This is a genomic window from Pseudomonas sp. Mb7 (assembly GCF_054790525.1).
Genome location: NZ_CP186501.1, coordinates 6,114,614 through 6,130,171 on the forward strand (window position 1 = coordinate 6,114,614; position 15,558 = coordinate 6,130,171).

Annotated in this window: 13 protein-coding genes; 9 read left to right on the top strand and 4 right to left on the bottom strand. The window is 60.4% G+C overall.

The window, feature by feature from the left end; all coding sequences use genetic code 11:
• Nucleotides 1-33: 33 nt before the first annotated feature.
• Both ACOYXH_RS27720 and argS read right to left on the bottom strand, forming a co-directional pair.
• Complete coding sequence (locus tag ACOYXH_RS27720; protein WP_460410116.1) at nucleotides 34-750, bottom strand: SPOR domain-containing protein; 717 nt, start codon at nucleotides 748-750, stop codon at nucleotides 34-36.
• Between the two features lies 1 nt (nucleotide 751).
• Nucleotides 752-2,488 carry an arginine--tRNA ligase gene (argS, locus tag ACOYXH_RS27725; protein ID WP_095047202.1) on the bottom strand — a complete coding sequence of 579 codons (1,737 nt, stop codon included), beginning with the start codon at nucleotides 2,486-2,488 and terminating at the stop codon, nucleotides 752-754.
• Between argS and ACOYXH_RS27730 the strand changes: the two genes are divergently transcribed.
• Nucleotides 2,487-2,609 (top strand): hypothetical protein, encoded by a 123-nt coding sequence (locus tag ACOYXH_RS27730; RefSeq protein WP_256579857.1) that lies wholly within the window; start codon nucleotides 2,487-2,489, stop codon nucleotides 2,607-2,609. The genes argS and ACOYXH_RS27730 overlap by 2 nt on opposite strands.
• A gap of 93 nt (nucleotides 2,610-2,702) precedes the next feature.
• Here ACOYXH_RS27730 and ACOYXH_RS27735 read toward each other — a convergent pair whose 3' ends face one another.
• The gene (locus ACOYXH_RS27735) at nucleotides 2,703-4,922 is read right to left on the bottom strand and encodes a primosomal protein N' (protein WP_258709122.1); all 2,220 of its coding nucleotides are present in this window, start codon (nucleotides 4,920-4,922) and stop codon (nucleotides 2,703-2,705) included.
• A 287-nt stretch (nucleotides 4,923-5,209) separates the two neighbouring features.
• On the opposite strand from ACOYXH_RS27735, the gene rpmE reads away from it, so the two are divergent.
• The 3 genes from rpmE to ACOYXH_RS27750 all read left to right on the top strand — a co-directional run bounded on the left by rpmE (nucleotide 5,210) and on the right by ACOYXH_RS27750 (nucleotide 7,704).
• Nucleotides 5,210-5,437, top strand: a complete 228-nt coding sequence (rpmE, locus tag ACOYXH_RS27740; protein WP_016984589.1) for a 50S ribosomal protein L31 — start codon at nucleotides 5,210-5,212, stop codon at nucleotides 5,435-5,437.
• A gap of 14 nt (nucleotides 5,438-5,451) precedes the next feature.
• Entirely contained in the window at nucleotides 5,452-6,252 is an 801-nt protein-coding gene (locus ACOYXH_RS27745; protein WP_460410117.1) for a thermonuclease family protein, read from the top strand.
• A gap of 183 nt (nucleotides 6,253-6,435) precedes the next feature.
• The gene (locus ACOYXH_RS27750; protein ID WP_090280412.1) at nucleotides 6,436-7,704 is read left to right on the top strand and encodes a malic enzyme-like NAD(P)-binding protein; all 1,269 of its coding nucleotides are present in this window, start codon (nucleotides 6,436-6,438) and stop codon (nucleotides 7,702-7,704) included.
• Nucleotides 7,705-8,024: 320 nt separating this feature from the next.
• Here the strand turns inward: ACOYXH_RS27750 and ACOYXH_RS27755 are convergent, their stop codons facing one another.
• Complete coding sequence (locus ACOYXH_RS27755; protein WP_095047204.1) at nucleotides 8,025-10,472, bottom strand: penicillin-binding protein 1A; 2,448 nt, start codon at nucleotides 10,470-10,472, stop codon at nucleotides 8,025-8,027.
• A 216-nt stretch (nucleotides 10,473-10,688) separates the two neighbouring features.
• Here ACOYXH_RS27755 and ACOYXH_RS27760 point away from each other — a divergent pair, with 216 nt between their 5' ends.
• The 5 genes from ACOYXH_RS27760 to pilQ are packed head-to-tail and all read left to right on the top strand — an operon-like array spanning nucleotide 10,689 to nucleotide 15,555.
• On the top strand, nucleotides 10,689-11,753 hold the full coding sequence (locus tag ACOYXH_RS27760; RefSeq protein WP_093430076.1) for a pilus assembly protein PilM: 1,065 nt from the start codon (nucleotides 10,689-10,691) through the stop codon (nucleotides 11,751-11,753).
• Nucleotides 11,753-12,319: a PilN domain-containing protein gene (locus tag ACOYXH_RS27765; RefSeq protein WP_095047205.1), complete on the top strand. Its 567-nt coding sequence runs from the start codon at nucleotides 11,753-11,755 to the stop codon at nucleotides 12,317-12,319. Before ACOYXH_RS27760 ends, ACOYXH_RS27765 begins: the two co-directional genes overlap by 1 nt.
• Nucleotides 12,316-12,939: a type 4a pilus biogenesis protein PilO gene (gene pilO, locus ACOYXH_RS27770; protein WP_095047206.1), complete on the top strand. Its 624-nt coding sequence runs from the start codon at nucleotides 12,316-12,318 to the stop codon at nucleotides 12,937-12,939. Before ACOYXH_RS27765 ends, pilO begins: the two co-directional genes overlap by 4 nt.
• Nucleotides 12,936-13,463: a pilus assembly protein PilP gene (locus ACOYXH_RS27775; protein ID WP_258709124.1), complete on the top strand. Its 528-nt coding sequence runs from the start codon at nucleotides 12,936-12,938 to the stop codon at nucleotides 13,461-13,463. The genes pilO and ACOYXH_RS27775 overlap by 4 nt, the downstream gene beginning before the upstream one ends.
• A 13-nt stretch (nucleotides 13,464-13,476) precedes the next feature.
• Entirely contained in the window at nucleotides 13,477-15,555 is a 2,079-nt protein-coding gene (gene pilQ, locus ACOYXH_RS27780; protein ID WP_095047208.1) for a type IV pilus secretin PilQ family protein, read from the top strand.
• The last annotated feature ends 3 nt before the right edge of the window (nucleotides 15,556-15,558 follow it).

The following is a 15,558-nucleotide window of genomic DNA, read 5'->3' on the forward strand; positions in this document are numbered from 1 at the left end:
TCCCACGCAGAGCGTGGGAACGATCGGCGGTGATCAGCGGCTCTGGCGTTGTTGTAACAACAGGTTGCTGAAGCCGGCGCCAGCCAGTTGTTTCTGTGCAGTAGTCAGTTGCTCACGGTTGCTGAACGGCCCGACCAAAACGCGATACCAGGTTTCATCCTTCACCGTGCCGGACTCAACCGCTACCGCCTGACCGAGCAGAATGATCTGCGCACGAACCTTGTCAGCATCGGTTTCCTTGCGGAACGAGCCGGCCTGCAAGAAGAACTTGGTTACCGGTGCCGCTTTGCTCACCGGCGGTGCTGGTGGCGGGGTAATCCCGGCCAACGCTGCCTGCGCGCGCGCGGTGTCGATCTTCGCCGCGTCCGCCGGGGTCACCGGCGTGGTCGGAATGGCCGGCACTTGTGGCGTCGGCAAGGTCTTCTCCGGGACGGCGTCCGGCGGCACGATCACTTCCGATTCCGGCAGCAGGGTGTAGAAGTCGTACTTCGGCTTCACCGGTTGCGTCGGGCTCGGCGGGGTCTTGTTGGCCTCGGCGATCTTCGACGCTTTCTGCTGTTGCGCCTGTTCGACTTTCTCGCGCTTGACCGTGTCGCTGCCCTTGCCCGGCTCCAGCTTCATCAGAAACACGATGAACGCGCCGACCGTGAGGCCGATGGCCATCCACAGCCAACCCGGAATCGGTTGCTTCGCAGGAGCTTGGTAACGGCTGGCGCCACGCTTGGGTGCAGGTTTTTTCTTGGCAGCCAACTTACATACGCTCCAGAGTTTCCAGACCCAACAGCTCCAGGCCTTGCTTGAGGGTGCGACCGGTCAACGCGGCCAGGCGCAGACGGCTCTGCATCTGGGCCGGGGTTTCGGCGGCGAGGATCGGGCAGTTCTCGTAGAAGCTGGAGAACAGACCGGCAACGTCGTACAGATAAGTGCAGAGAATGTGCGGCGTGCCTTTGTCGGACACGTTGTTCAGCACTTCGCCGAACTGCGCCAGTTTCGCCGCCAGCTCTTGCTCATGTGCGGCTTCCAGCACAATCTGGCCATCGACTTCGCTGAAGTCCTTGCCCAGTTTGCGGAACACGCCGGCGACGCGGGTGTAGGCGTAGAGCAGGTACGGTGCGGTGTTGCCTTCGAAGTTCAGCATCAGGTCGAAGTTGAAGCTGTAGTCGCTGGTGCGGTGCTTCGACAGGTCGGCGTATTTCACCGCGCCGATGCCGACGACTTTGGCGATGTTGCGCAGCTCGTCTTCGGCCAGTTCCGGGTTCTTCTCTTTCACCAGGTTGTAGGCGCGTTCCTGCGCTTCGGTGAGCAGATCGATCAGCTTCACGGTGCCGCCGTCACGTGTCTTGAACGGACGGCCATCGGCGCCGTTCATGGTGCCGAAGCCCATGTGTTCCATCTCCATCGGATGGGTGACGAAACCGGCCTTGCGCGCCACGGCGAAGACTTGCTGGAAGTGCAAGGCCTGACGCTGGTCGACGAAGTACAGCGCGCGATCGGCTTTCAGTTTGCCGCTGCGGTAGCGCACAGCCGCGAGGTCGGTGGTGGCGTACAGGTAACCGCCGTCAGCCTTGACGATGATCACCGGCAGCGGGTCGCCGTCGGCGTTCTTGAACTCGTCGAGGAACACGCACTGCGCGCCGTTGCTTTCGACCAGCATGCCGGCGGCTTTCAGATCGTTGACCACGTTGATCAGGTCGTCGTTGTAGGCGCTTTCGCCCATCACGTCGGCCATGGTCAGTTTGACGTTGAGCAGTTCGTAGATCTTCTGGCAGTGCGACAGCGAGATATCCTTGAACTTGGTCCACAGCGCCAGGCACTCGGCATCGCCGGCCTGCAGCTTGACCACCAGGCCACGAGCGCGGTCGGCGAATTCTGCGGATTCGTCGAAACGCTGCTTGGCGGCGCGGTAGAAGTTTTCCAGGTCCGACAGCTCATCGCTGGTGATCGGGTTTTCCTGCAGATACGCCATCAGCATGCCGAACTGGGTGCCCCAGTCGCCGACGTGGTTCTGACGGATCACTTCGTCGCCGAGGAATTCCAGTACGCGCGCCACGCCGTCGCCGATGATGGTCGAGCGCAAGTGGCCGACGTGCATCTCTTTGGCCAGGTTCGGTGCCGACAGGTCGACCACGGTGCGCTGCGCCGGGCCAGCCTTGCGCACGCCAATGTGAGCATCAGCCAGTGCGGCATCGAGGCGGTTGGCCAAGGCCTGGGTGTTCTGGAAGAAATTGATGAAGCCCGGGCCGGCGATTTCGGCCTTGGTGACGTTCTCGTCGGCAGGCAGTGCGGCAATGATTTTTTCCGCCAGGTCGCGCGGCTTCATGCCCGCAGGCTTGGCCAGCATCATGGCGATGTTGCTGGCGAAGTCGCCGTGGGTCTTATCACGGGCGTTCTCCACCTGGATCGCCGGCGACAGGCCTTCAGGCAACACACCTTCGTTGACGAGTTGGGTGAGGGCTTGTTGGATCAGCTGGCGAATGGTGTCTTTCATGGTCTTCTCTTTCGACCGCAAGCGCGGCGGGCGCATCGATGCGCGGGTGGAAAAACTGGGCATTATCCGTTGCGAAGACGGGCTTGCCAACCTTAGCAGGCAGCTTATGGATATGTGGTGACATTCAGATCAAAAGATCGCCGCCTGCGGCGGCTCCTACACGGGGATACGCATTTTCCTGTAGGAGCTGCCGAAGGCTGCGATCTTTCGATCTTCAATACAAATCGACGGGATCGACATCCAGCGACCAGCGCACCGCGCGCCCACTCGGCATCTGCTCCAGCACCAGCAACCAACTGGCCAGCAACCGATGCAGCGGCGCCCGCGCCGTCGCCTGCAACAACAACTGCGCGCGATAACGGCCAGCACGACGCTCCATCGGCGCCGGCACTGGCCCAAGCAGTTCAATCCCGCTCAGATTCTGCTCGGTCAGCAAGCGCTCGGCTTCGCTGCACGCTTCATCGAGAAAGCCTTCCGCTTGCCCCGGCTTGTGCGCTTCGGCACGCAGCAGTGCCAGATGCGCAAACGGCGGCAACCCGGCGGCGCGGCGCTCGCTCAAGGCCTGTTCGGCGAAGGCGAAATAGCCCTGTTCGGTGAGTTGCACCAATAAAGGATGGTCAGCGAGGTGTGTCTGGATAATCACCTTGCCCGGCTCTTCCGCTCGCCCGGCACGCCCGGCCACCTGCACGATCAGCTGCGCCATGCGCTCGCTGGCGCGGAAGTCGCCGGAGAACAGGCCTCCGTCAGCATCGAGGATCGACACCAGCGTCACCCTTGGAAAATGGTGCCCCTTGGCCAACATCTGCGTGCCGACCAGAATGCACGGCTGGCCCTTCTGGATCGTCGCGAACAGTTGATTCATCGCGTCCTTGCGCGACGTGCTGTCACGGTCGACGCGCAGCACCGGGTAGTCGGGGAATAGAATCGCCAGCCGTTCTTCGGCACGTTCAGTACCCGCGCCGACCGGGCGCAGATCGACCTTGTTGCACTTTGGGCACTGGCGCGGCGTGCGCTCGACGTAGCCACAGTGATGGCAACGCAGTTCGCCGTAGCGCTGGTGCACAGTCATCCGCGCATCGCAGCGCGAACACTCGGACATCCAGCCGCAGTCATGACACAACAGTGTCGGGGCGAAGCCGCGCCGGTTGAGGAACACCAGCACTTGCTGGCCGTTGGCGAGGGTCTGGCCGATGGCTTGCTGCATCGGCCCGGAAATACCGCTGTCCAGTGGACGGCTTTTCACATCCAGCCGCAGGAAGCGTGGCTGCTTGGCACCGCCAGCACGTTCATTCAGGCGTAGGAGGCCGTAACGGCCGGTGTAGGCGTTGTGCAGGCTTTCCAGCGATGGCGTCGCGGAACCGAGGACGATCGGGATGTTTTCCTGCCGCGCACGTACCAGCGCCAGATCGCGGGCGTGGTAGCGCAAACCTTCCTGCTGTTTATAAGAACCGTCGTGCTCTTCATCGATGATGATCAGCCCGGGGTTTTTCATCGGCGTGAACAGCGCTGAACGGGTACCGATAATAATGTCGGCCTCGCCATCGCGGGCGGCGAGCCAGGCGTCGAGGCGCTCGCGATCATTGACCGCCGAGTGCAGCAGAGCGATGCGCGCGTTGAAGCGCTGCTCGAAACGCGCCAGGGTCTGCGGGCCGAGGTTGATCTCCGGGATCAGCACCAGCGCCTGTTTGCCGGCTTCGAGGGTTTCGCGGATCAGTTGCAAATAGACTTCGGTCTTGCCGCTGCCGGTGACCCCGGCCAGGAGGAACGCGTGATAACTGTCGAACCCGGCACGGATCGCTTCGTAGGCGGCACGTTGCTCGGCGTTGAGTGGCAACTCCGGTTGTGCCAGCCAGTGTTCGTGACGCGCGCCCGGTGCGTGGCGGCGGATTTCCACCTGCACCAGATTTTTCGCCAGCAGCAGATCAAGGCTGTCCTTGCTCAGCATCAGTTTGCTCAGCAACTGATGGGCGACGCCGTGCGGGTGTTGAGCCAGCGTCGCCAGTGCTTCGCGCTGGCGCGGTGCGCGGGCGATGCGCGGATCATCAAGGCTGGCGCCGGGGACGATCGACCAGAAGCGCTCCTGTCGGGCCTCGGCCAGTTCGCCTTGGCGCAGCAGCACTGGCAGCGCCCAGCTCAGGGTGTCGCCGAGGCTGTGCTGATAATACTGCGACGTCCACAGGCACAGCTTGAACAGCGCCGGTGGCAGTGGCGCTGTGGCGTCGAGCAGGGCCAGTGCTGGTTTCAGTTTCTCCACCGGCACTTCGCTGGTGTCCGTGACCTCGACCAGAATCCCGATCATCTCGCGTCGACCGAACGGCACTCGCAGGCGCATGCCCGGCTGCAATTGCTCACGCAGCACACCGGCCGGGGCTCGATAGTCGAACAGGCGGCGCAAGGGTGAAGGCAGGGCGAGGCGCAGAATGGCGTCGGGCACGCGGGGGGATCTCTATAAACGGGCGGTATGGCTCGGCACATAACCTTGTAGGAGTGAGCCTGCTCGCGATAGCGGTCTGTCATTCAACATTTATGTCGTCTGAAATACCGCTCTCGCGAGCAGGCTCACTCCTACAAAGGAATCGCGTATTGGGCCGGGAGCCTAGCAGACGGTCGGTCTCGGTGACAGCTTGCGTGTTTGAAAAGGTCTGGTAGAATCCGCGGCCTAATTACGTGCGGTATTCAACAATAGTGTTGGGTGGCGGCACGCTAGCTGAGGAAGACACCATGAAAGCTGATATCCACCCGAATTACCCAGTCATCGCTGTTACCTGCAGCTGTGGCAACAAGTTCGAAACTCGTTCGACTTTCGGCAAAGCTCTGCCAATCGACGTTTGCAACGAATGCCACCCGTTCTACACCGGTAAGCAGAAGACTCTGGACACTGGCGGCCGCGTTCAGCGCTTCGCAGACCGTTTCGGTGCTTTCGGCAAGAAACCTGCTGCTGCAGAGTAAGGTTGAAGGGCCCGGTGGGCTTTTCCTCGTTGCTGAAAAAGGCGTCCCTCGCGGGCGCCTTTTTTGTGTCTGCGATTTGGCTGTCCGGCGCGCAGGCCTTTTGCCCGGCGCCTGCTGGTCTGACCAGCGTCGCAGTGCAGCGCGTGGTCGATGGCGACACGCTGCGCCTGAGCGACGGTCGCAGCGTACGCATGATCGGCCTCAACACGCCTGAGCTGGGCAGACAGGGCCGCAGCGACGAACCCTTCGCCGTGGCGGCACGCAAACGCCTGCAAGCGCTGGTCGATGCCAGCGGCGGACGTGTCGGTTTGCGCCCCGGCAAGCAAGCCAAAGACCATTACGGGCGTACGCTCGCGCATATTTACAGCACCAGCGGCGCCAATCTCGAAGCGCAAATGCTCGCCGATGGCCTCGGTTTCCAGGTCGCGGTTGCGCCGAATGTCGATCTTGTTGCCTGCCAGCAAGCCGCCGAACGCAGTGCGCGAAAGGCCGGGCTGGGCCTCTGGCGGCAATCACCTGTACTGAAAGCGGAGCAGATCCAGCGCTCGGGTTTCGCCGTGATCAGTGGGCGTGTGAGCAAGGTTCAGCGCAATCGCGGCGGAATCTGGATCGAGTTGCAGGACACGCTTGTATTGCGTGTTGCACCCAATCTGGTCGGACAATTCGACAATGCCCGTTTGCAGGCGCTCAAAGGCAAGCAGATCGAGGCTCGCGGCTGGATCGTCGATCGTTCGCGGCGCGGTGGGCTTCAATCCGGTCAGTCGCGGTGGTTGCTTCCGCTGACGGATCCTTCAATGTTGCAAACGCCGCGCTGAAGAAAAATTGTAGACATTTTTTCTGTCGATTGTGAACAGTCTAGCCCTTGTGCGCCGTGGCTCTTGGCCCAAAGTCGTAGGGCAGGGCGCTTGACAGGGGTGACCGCTCAGTCTTGTGGGGACTTTGCGAGGCGCGTATCCTCGCTGACCAGTCTGTCCAACAGTAAAAAGCGGAATGCCAAAATGTCTGATCTGAAAACTGCCGCTCTCGAATATCATGCCAATCCTCGTCCAGGGAAGCTGAGTGTCGAGCTCACCAAGGCCACTGCTACCGCTCGCGACTTGTCGCTGGCCTACAGCCCCGGCGTAGCTGAACCAGTGCGTGAGATCGCTCGCGATCCTGAACTGGCCTACAAATACACCGGCAAGGGCAACCTGGTTGCAGTCATTTCCGATGGCACCGCGATTCTCGGTCTGGGCAACCTCGGCCCATTGGCTTCCAAGCCGGTAATGGAAGGTAAAGGCGTACTGTTCAAGCGCTTCGCCGGCATCGACGTTTTCGACATCGAGGTCGACTCCGAAAGCCCGCAAGCCTTCATCGATACCGTAAAACGTATCTCCATCACTTTCGGTGGTATCAACCTGGAAGACATCAAGGCACCCGAGTGCTTTGAGATCGAACGTGCTCTGATTGAGCAGTGCGACATTCCGGTATTCCACGATGACCAGCACGGCACCGCGATCGTGACCGCTGCGGGCATGATCAACGCCCTGGAAATCGCTGGCAAAACCCTGCCAGAAGCGAAAATCGTCTGCCTGGGCGCCGGCGCTGCCGCTATCTCCTGCATGAAACTGCTGGTGAGCATGGGCGCACGCATCGAAAACATCTTCATGGTTGACCGTACCGGTGTGATCCACTCCGGCCGTGACGACCTGAACCAGTACAAAGCGGTATTCGCTCACGCCACCGAGAAGCGCAGCCTGGCTGACGCACTGGCAGGCGCTGATGTGTTCGTCGGTCTGTCCGGTCCGAACCTGCTGAGCGCTGAAGGCCTGCTGTCGATGGCGGCCAACCCGATCGTGTTCGCCTGCTCGAACCCGGATCCGGAAATCTCCCCGGAGCTGGCGCACGCTACCCGTAGCGACGTGATCATGGCTACCGGCCGTTCGGACTACCCGAACCAGGTCAACAACGTGCTGGGCTTCCCGTTCATCTTCCGTGGTGCTCTGGACGTTCGCGCCAAGCGCATCAACGAAGAAATGAAAGTGGCTGCCGCCAACGCCCTGCGTGAACTGGCCAAGCTGCCTGTTCCTCAGGACGTGTGCGATGCCTACGGTGGTGCTCCGCTGGAATTCGGCCGTGAGTACATCATTCCGAAGCCAATGGACAAGCGCCTGATCACCCTGATCTCCGACGCTGTGGCCAAAGCCGCGATCGAGACCGGTGTGGCCACCCTGCCGTATCCGAAGAACTACCCGCTGAAAAGCGTGGATGACGTGTTCAACGGCTAAGCCGTTGTAGCGCTTCAAACGAAAGCCCCGGCTCGTGAGAGTCGGGGTTTTTTATTGCCTGAAGATCAAGAACCCCCTCACCCTAGCCCTCTCCCAGGGGGAGAGGGGACTGATTGGGGGATGTTCGGGAGTTACGCCGACCTGAACGTATTGTTTTGAATCCATAATCGACACAGCTCTCTCAGGTCGATGTAGAGCGCTAGACAACTCGGTCAGTCCCCTCTCCCTCCGGGAGAGGGCTAGGGTGAGGGGCTCTAGATCTTCAGCCATAAAAAAGCCCCGCACATCTCACGAAGGCGGGGCTTTTTGCTACTTCAGGATCAGAACAGATCGATCGGCGCCTGCTCATCCGCTGGCAGCGGGCTGCCCGGTACGGCGCCATTACCCAGCTCATTCACCGACGGCGGCGTGTCTTCAGACTTGAACAGCTCGAAATACGCGCCCGGCGTACTCGGCGTCGCCGCACGGCCACTGACCGGATCCACGCGCAGACTCAGCAAACCTTCCGGCTCAGGCTGCACGTGCGGCGGCTTGTCCTTCAGCGCAGCCGACATGTAGTTCATCCAGATCGGCAGCGCCACAGTACCGCCGAACTCGCGACGACCGAGGCTTTCCGGCTGATCGAAGCCAGTCCAGACCGTGGTCACGTAGTCGGCGTTGTAACCGGAGAACCAGGCATCTTTCGATTCGTTGGTGGTACCGGTTTTGCCGGCGATATCGCTGCGGCCCATGGCCAGCGCGCGACGGCCGGTGCCGAGCTTGATCACGTCCTGCAACATGCTGTTGAGGATGTAAGTGGTGCGGCCATCGACAATTCGCTCAGCCACTGCCGGTGTTTGCGGCACGGCCGCGCTGCCCGGCGCCTCGCCCGCAACCGGTGTGGTGTTGACCGTAAACGAATCGGTGTGCGGTGCGGCGATACCGTCCGTCGCCGAACCGCCCTGAGGCACGGTTGGCGGGTTGGCGAGAAACAGCGTATCGCCATTACGGCTTTCGATCTTGTCGATGATGTACGGGGTGATCTTGTAACCGCCGTTGGCGAACGTACTCCAACCGGTCGCAATCTCCATCGGTGTCAGCGTTGCAGTACCCAGCGCCAGCGACAGGTTGGGCGGCAGATCCTGCTTGTTGAAGCCGAAACGGGTGATGTAGTCGATGGTCTTGCCTACGCCCATCGCCTGCAGCAAGCGGATCGACACCAGGTTACGCGACTTGTACAGCGCCTCACGCAGGCGGATCGGGCCGAGGAAGGTGTTGGTGTCGTTCTTCGGGCGCCAGACCTTGTCCAGATATTCGTCGACAAACACGATCGGCGCGTCGTTGACCAGCGTGGCGGCGGTGTAGCCGCTATCCAGCGCGGCACTGTAGACGAACGGCTTGAAGCTCGAGCCGGGCTGACGCTTGGCCTGCATCGCACGGTTGTAGTTGCTCTGTTCGAAGGCGAAACCGCCGACCAGCGAGCGAATCGCGCCGTTCTGCGGATCCAGCGACACCAGCGCACCTTGCGCCTGGGGGATCTGGCTGAACTTCAGTGAATTGTCTTTCTGACGCTGCACGCGAACCAGATCACCGACCGCCGCGACATCCGACGGCTGGCGCGGATTGGCGCCCATGCTGTTGGTGTTGAGGAACGGTCGTGCCCATTTCATGGTGTCCCAGGCGACGTGCTCTTCGCCGGTACGGGTCAGCACTTGCAGGCCGTTCTTGTCGACCTGGGTGACGATGGCCGGCTCCAGGCTGCTGATGGTGCGCTGCTTGGTAAGTTCACTTGCCCAGGCCTCACGGGTCTTGCCCGGCAGACGCGATTCGGGGCCACGGTAGCCGTGACGCTGGTCGTAGGTCATCAAACCTTCGTGCAGCGCGGTGTTGGCCATTTCCTGCAGGTTGCTCGGCACCGTGGTGGTAACGCGGAAACCTTCGGTGTAAGCGTCGCTGCCATAACGACCGACCATCTCGGCACGAGCCATTTCAGCGATATACGGTGCATTCACTTCCGGGGTCGGCACGTGATAGCTGGCGTTCAGCGGTTCGTTGATCGCAGCGGTGTAGTCCGCTTCGCTGATCTTGCCAAGCTTGTACATGCGCCCGAGGATCCAGTCGCGGCGTTCTTTGCTGCGCGCCGGGTTGGCTAGCGGGTTGAAACGCGACGGGGCTTTCGGCAGGCCGGCGATCATCGCCATCTGCGCCAGGCTGACATCACGGATCGACTTGCCGTAATACACCTGCGCCGCTGCTTCGATGCCATAGGCGCGGTTGCCCAGATAGATCTTGTTCACGTACAGCTCAAGGATTTCATCCTTGGTCAGCTGTCGCTCGATCTGCAGGGCCAGAAGAATTTCGGTGGTTTTGCGCGAGAAGCTGCGTTCGCTGGTCAGGAAGAAGTTCTTCGCTACCTGCATGGTGATGGTGCTGCCGCCGGACTGAATGTGTCCGCTTTTGACCAGTTGGGTCGCGGCGCGCATCAGGCTGCTCGGATCGACGCCATAGTGGTTGGCGAAATTGTCGTCTTCAGCACTTAGTAACGCATTAATGAAATTGGGGGGAATGTCGGCGAAACGGATCGGTGTGCGGCGCATTTCGCCAAATTCGGCGATCAACTTGTTGTCGCTGGAGTAGACCCGCAGCGGAATCTGCAACTGAATGCTTCGCAGAGCCTCCACAGACGGCAAACCCGGACTAAGGTAAAGAAACGCGCCGCTGAGACCTAAAAGCAGTCCGCAGAAAACGGCGACGATGGACCAACCGAAAAATTTCAGCAGACGAATCAAGGCTTTTGGACATCCAGTGCAAAGAATGAATTTGGCGACGGGGCTCCGGCTACACACAGAACCATCCGCGCTTGCAGTAAAAAGCGGAAAAAAACGCTGGGCATTATAAGCACTTTTCTGCTGGGGGCGTCATTTGCGCTTCTGTCAAGACGGGGTGAAGGAACGCAATGCGTATTACAGAGTCCGTAACTCACGGAAAGTCATAGGGAATTGGTAGTGCTGGGACTCTTCAATAAAAAGGCCAATACGTTACTGGGGATCGACATCAGTTCCACGTCAGTGAAGCTGCTGGAACTGAGCCGTCAGGGTGATCGCTACCGGGTCGAGGCGTATGCGGTAGAGCCATTGCCAGTCAACGCCGTGGTCGAAAAGAACATCGCCGAACTTGAAGGCGTCGGTCAGGCCCTGAGCCGTTTACTGGTCAAGGCGCGCACCGGGCTCAAGAGCGTGGCAGTCGCAGTGGCCGGTTCTGCCGTGATCACCAAGATCATCGAGATGGACGCCGGGCTGTCCGACGACGAGCTGGAAAACCAGCTGAAGATCGAGGCCGATCAGTACATTCCCTACCCGCTGGACGAAGTCGCCATCGATTTCGAAGTCCAGGGCGTGTCACCGCGCAACCCTGAGCGGGTCAATGTGTTGCTCGCTGCCTGTCGCAAGGAAAACGTCGAAGTTCGTGAAGCGGCGCTGGCCCTCGCCGGGCTGACCGCACGGGTAGTCGACGTCGAAGCCTATGCGCTGGAGCGCTCGTTCGGCTTGCTGGCCACGCAACTGGCGGCTTCTCAGGAGCGTCTGACTGTCGCTGTGGTCGACATCGGCGCGACCATGACCACGCTCAGCGTCCTGCACAATGGCAAGATCATCTATACCCGCGAGCAATTGTTCGGCGGCCGGCAACTGACCGAGGAAATCCAGCGCCGCTATGGCCTGACCCTCGAACAAGCGGGGCTGGCGAAAAAGCAGGGCGGTCTGCCCGATGATTACATCAGCGAGGTCTTGCAACCGTTTCGCGAGGCGCTGGTGCAGCAAGTGTCGCGCTCGCTGCAGTTCTTCTTCGCCTCCGGGCAATACAACGCGGTCGATCACATTCTGCTGGCCGGCGGCACGGCTTCAGTGCCCGGACTGGATCGGCTGATCGAGCAGCGCCTGAGCACGCCGACTCAAGTAGCCAACCCGTTTGCCAACATGGCCTTGAGCAGCAAGGTCAACGCCGGGGCTTTGGCCAGCGACGCGCCGGCGCTGATGATCGCCTGCGGGCTCGCGCTCAGGAGTTTCGACTGATGGCGCGGATCAACCTCCTACCCTGGCGCGAGGAGCGTCGCGAAGAACGGCGCAAACGCTTTCTGCTGGCCTTGATCGGCGTGGTGGTTGGCTCGGTCGGTGCGGTGCTGATTGCCGATCAGGTCATCAGCACCGCCATTGCACGACAAGTGGCGCGCAATGATTACATCGGCAAGCAGATTGCTGTGGTCGACGAACGGATCAAACAGATCAGCGATCTCAAGGCGCGTCGTCAGCAACTGGTCGAGCGCATGCGCATCATCCAGGACTTGCAGGGCAACCGGCAGATCAGTGGGCGAATCTTCGATCAACTGGCGCGCACGCTGCCGGACGGTGTGTATTTCACCGACGTGAAGATGGTTGGCAAAACCCTGTCGATCAGCGGTGCAGCCGAATCGAACAACCGGGTCTCCGAATTGATGCGCAATCTGGATGCTTCCGACTGGTTCGACGCGCCCAGTCTCAACGAGGTGAAGGCGACGACGGCGGGCCAGGTGGATCAGGCCAACACGTTTGAGTTGACCGTACGGCAGACCCAGCCCCGCACCGTGGAGGACGAGCAATGAAGCCGTCCGAATGGCTGGAAAGTCTGCGCGACATCGATTTCAACGACCTCGATACCAGCAACATCGGCTCCTGGCCGGCAGCAGTGAAAGCCATCGCCGGGGCGCTGTTGATGGTGTTGGTCCTGGCGCTCGGTTATAACTTTTTCATCAGTGACCTGGAAAACCAACTCGAAGCCAAGCGCGAGGAAGAAGCCACGCTCAAGGAGCAGTTCGCCAGCAAGGCACGTCTTTCGGCCAACCTTGAGTTGTACACCCAACAAATGAAGGCGATGGAAAACACCTTTGGCGTGCTGTTGCGCCAATTGCCCAGTGACACCGAAGTGCCGGGCCTGCTCGAAGACATCACCCGCACGGGGCTGGGCAGCGGCCTGGAGTTCGAAGAGATCAAACTGCTGCCGGAGGTCACCCAGCAGTTTTACATCGAGCTGCCGATCCAGATCACCGTCACCGGTGCCTATCACGACCTTGCGACCTTCGTCAGTGGCGTGGCCGGGCTGCCACGCATTGTCACCTTGCACGATTTCGAACTCGCTCCTGCCGATAAAGAGGGCGGGCCGAAGCTGCGCATGAGCATCCTTGCCAAGACCTACCGGTATAACGACAAGGGGCTGCAGAAATGAGCCCGACTCGTTACATCGCGTTGTCGATTACGCTGCTCGCGTTGAACGGTTGTGGTGGCAGCAATGACTTCAGCGATCTTGATGCCTACTTGAATGAAGTACGCCTGCGCCCGGCAGGCAAGATTGAACCAACCCCGACATTCCGGTCTTACCCAACATTCACTTACAGCGCGGCCAACCTGCGCAGTCCGTTCTCGCGCCAGGTGCGGGTTGATCTGGCCGGGCAGAAACATGGCTCACGCAACGTCAAGCCCGATCCCAATCGGGTCAAGCAATACCTCGAAGGTTTCAACATCGAGCAGTTCGAGATGGTCGGCACGATTGCCAATGCTTCCGGCTCCTTTGCGTTGCTGCGCGGCGCTGGCGGCGTGCATCGGTTGAAGGTCGGCGATTACCTGGGGCGCAATGACGGTCGCATCGTCGCCATCAGCGCTACCCAGGTCGATGTCGTCGAAATCGTGCCCGACGGCGAAGGCGCCTGGCTGGAGCGTCCGCGCACCATTCCTTTGAAAGAGCACTCATAGTGGAAGTCGAACAATGAACAGGATTTTCTCCACCCTCGGTTTTTCGCTATGGATAGCGCTGATGTCACCGATGGTACTCGCGGCCAATCTGAAGACGCTCGACGTGGCGGCGTTGCCGGGTGATCGCGTCGAGCTGAAGTTGTCGTTCGACGGCCCGCCGCCACAACCCAAGGGCTACACCACCGAATCGCCGGCGCGGATTGCCCTGGACCTGCCCGGTGTCGCCAGTCAGTTGGCCAGCAAGAACCTCGATCTGGGCAGTGGCAATGCGCGCACCGCCACTGTGGTTGAGGCCAAGGAGCGCACGCGGCTGATTGTCAGCCTGACGCAATTGGCGCCTTACACCACGCGGGTCGAAGGCAATAACCTGTTCGTGGTGGTCGGTCAGGGCGCACCAGCAGCTGCGTCGCGCCCTGCAGCCGTTGCGCCCCGCACTACGGCTAAAGCGGCCGCACCCGCCAAGGCATTTGTGCCGAAAAGCCGGGCGATTCGCGGTGTGGACTTCCAGCGTGGTACGGCGGGGGAAGGCAATGTGGTCATCGACCTGTCCGATCCGACCATCGCCCCGGATATCCAGGAACATGACGGCAAGATCATCCTCAGCTTCGCGCGCACGCAGTTGCCGGACAAGTTGCGGGTACGCCTCGACGTCAAGGATTTCGCCACCCCGGTGCAGTTCGTCAATGCCGGAGTAACCGCTGATCGGACAGTTATTACGGTTGAACCCAGTGGCACCTACGAGTACTCCACCTTCCAGACTGACAACAAACTGACCGTCAGCATCCGCCCGATGACCGTCGATGACCTGCAAAAACGCAACGCTGACCGTCAGGCGTACGTCGGCGAAAAGCTCTCGCTGAACTTCCAGGACATTGATGTGCGCTCGGTGCTGCAACTGATCGCCGACTTCACCAACCTCAATTTGGTTGCCAGCGACACGGTGCAGGGTGGCATCACCTTGCGTCTGCAAAATGTGCCGTGGGATCAGGCCCTGGATCTGGTGTTGAAAACCAAAGGCCTGGATAAGCGCAAGATCGGCAATGTGCTGCTGGTGGCGCCGGCCGATGAAATCGCTGCCCGCGAGCGTCAGGAACTGGAGTCGCAGAAGCAGATCGCCGAACTGGCGCCGTTGCGCCGCGAGCTGCTACAGGTGAACTACGCTAAAGCCGCGGACATCGCCAAGCTGTTCCAGTCGGTGACCAGTGCCGAGGCGAAAATCGATGAACGCGGTTCGATTACCGTTGATGAGCGCACCAACAACATCATTGCCTACCAGACTCAGGATCGCCTCGACGAACTGCGGCGGATCGTGGCGCAACTGGATATTCCGGTGCGTCAGGTGATGATCGAAGCACGGATTGTCGAGGCCAACGTCGATTACGACAAAAGTCTGGGCGTGCGCTGGGGCGGCTCGATCCAGAACAAGGGCAACTGGAACGCTTCCGGGGTCAACGGTTCATCGACCACCATTGGTACGCCGGGCAGTACCAGCACCAATTCGCCGTTCGTCGACATGGGCACTGTGGGTAATACATCGGGGATCGGCATTGCCTTCATTACCGACAACGTCCTGCTTGATCTTGAGCTGACTGCCATGGAGAAGACCGGCAACGGCGAAATCGTCTCGCAGCCGAAGGTTGTCACCTCCGACAAGGAAACCGCAAAAATCCTCAAAGGCACCGAGATTCCGTATCAGGAAGCCAGCTCCAGCGGCGCGACGTCGGTGTCGTTCAAGGAGGCCTCGCTGTCGCTGGAAGTCACCCCGCAGATCACCCCGGACAACCGCATCATCATGGAGGTCAAGGTCACCAAGGACGAACCGGATTACCTGAACAAAGTGCAGGATGTGCCGCCGATCAAGAAAAACGAGGTCAACGCCAAGGTACTAGTCAATGACGGCGAAACCATCGTGATTGGCGGTGTTTTCTCAAATACTCAAAGCAAGGTCGTAGATAAGGTGCCATTTCTTGGCGATGTGCCGTATCTTGGCCGCCTTTTCCGGCGTGATGTGGTATCGGAGAAAAAATCCGAGCTGCTGGTATTTCTCACACCACGTATCATGAATAACCAGGCGATTGCTGTGAGTCGTTGATTC

What these genes read in the sequence shown, in the direction of transcription:
- ACOYXH_RS27730 (WP_256579857.1), top strand. Translation starts at nt 2,487, where the DNA reads ATGGTCTTCTCTTTCGACCGCAAGCGCGGCGGGCGCATCGATGCGCGG.
- argS (WP_095047202.1), bottom strand. Translation starts at nt 2,488, where the DNA reads ATGAAAGACACCATTCGCCAGCTGATCCAACAAGCCCTCACCCAACTC.
- rpmE (WP_016984589.1), top strand. Translation starts at nt 5,210, where the DNA reads ATGAAAGCTGATATCCACCCGAATTACCCAGTCATCGCTGTTACCTGC.
- ACOYXH_RS27750 (WP_090280412.1), top strand. Translation starts at nt 6,436, where the DNA reads ATGTCTGATCTGAAAACTGCCGCTCTCGAATATCATGCCAATCCTCGT.
- ACOYXH_RS27765 (WP_095047205.1), top strand. Translation starts at nt 11,753, where the DNA reads ATGGCGCGGATCAACCTCCTACCCTGGCGCGAGGAGCGTCGCGAAGAA.
- pilO (WP_095047206.1), top strand. Translation starts at nt 12,316, where the DNA reads ATGAAGCCGTCCGAATGGCTGGAAAGTCTGCGCGACATCGATTTCAAC.
- ACOYXH_RS27775 (WP_258709124.1), top strand. Translation starts at nt 12,936, where the DNA reads ATGAGCCCGACTCGTTACATCGCGTTGTCGATTACGCTGCTCGCGTTG.
- pilQ (WP_095047208.1), top strand. Translation starts at nt 13,477, where the DNA reads ATGAACAGGATTTTCTCCACCCTCGGTTTTTCGCTATGGATAGCGCTG.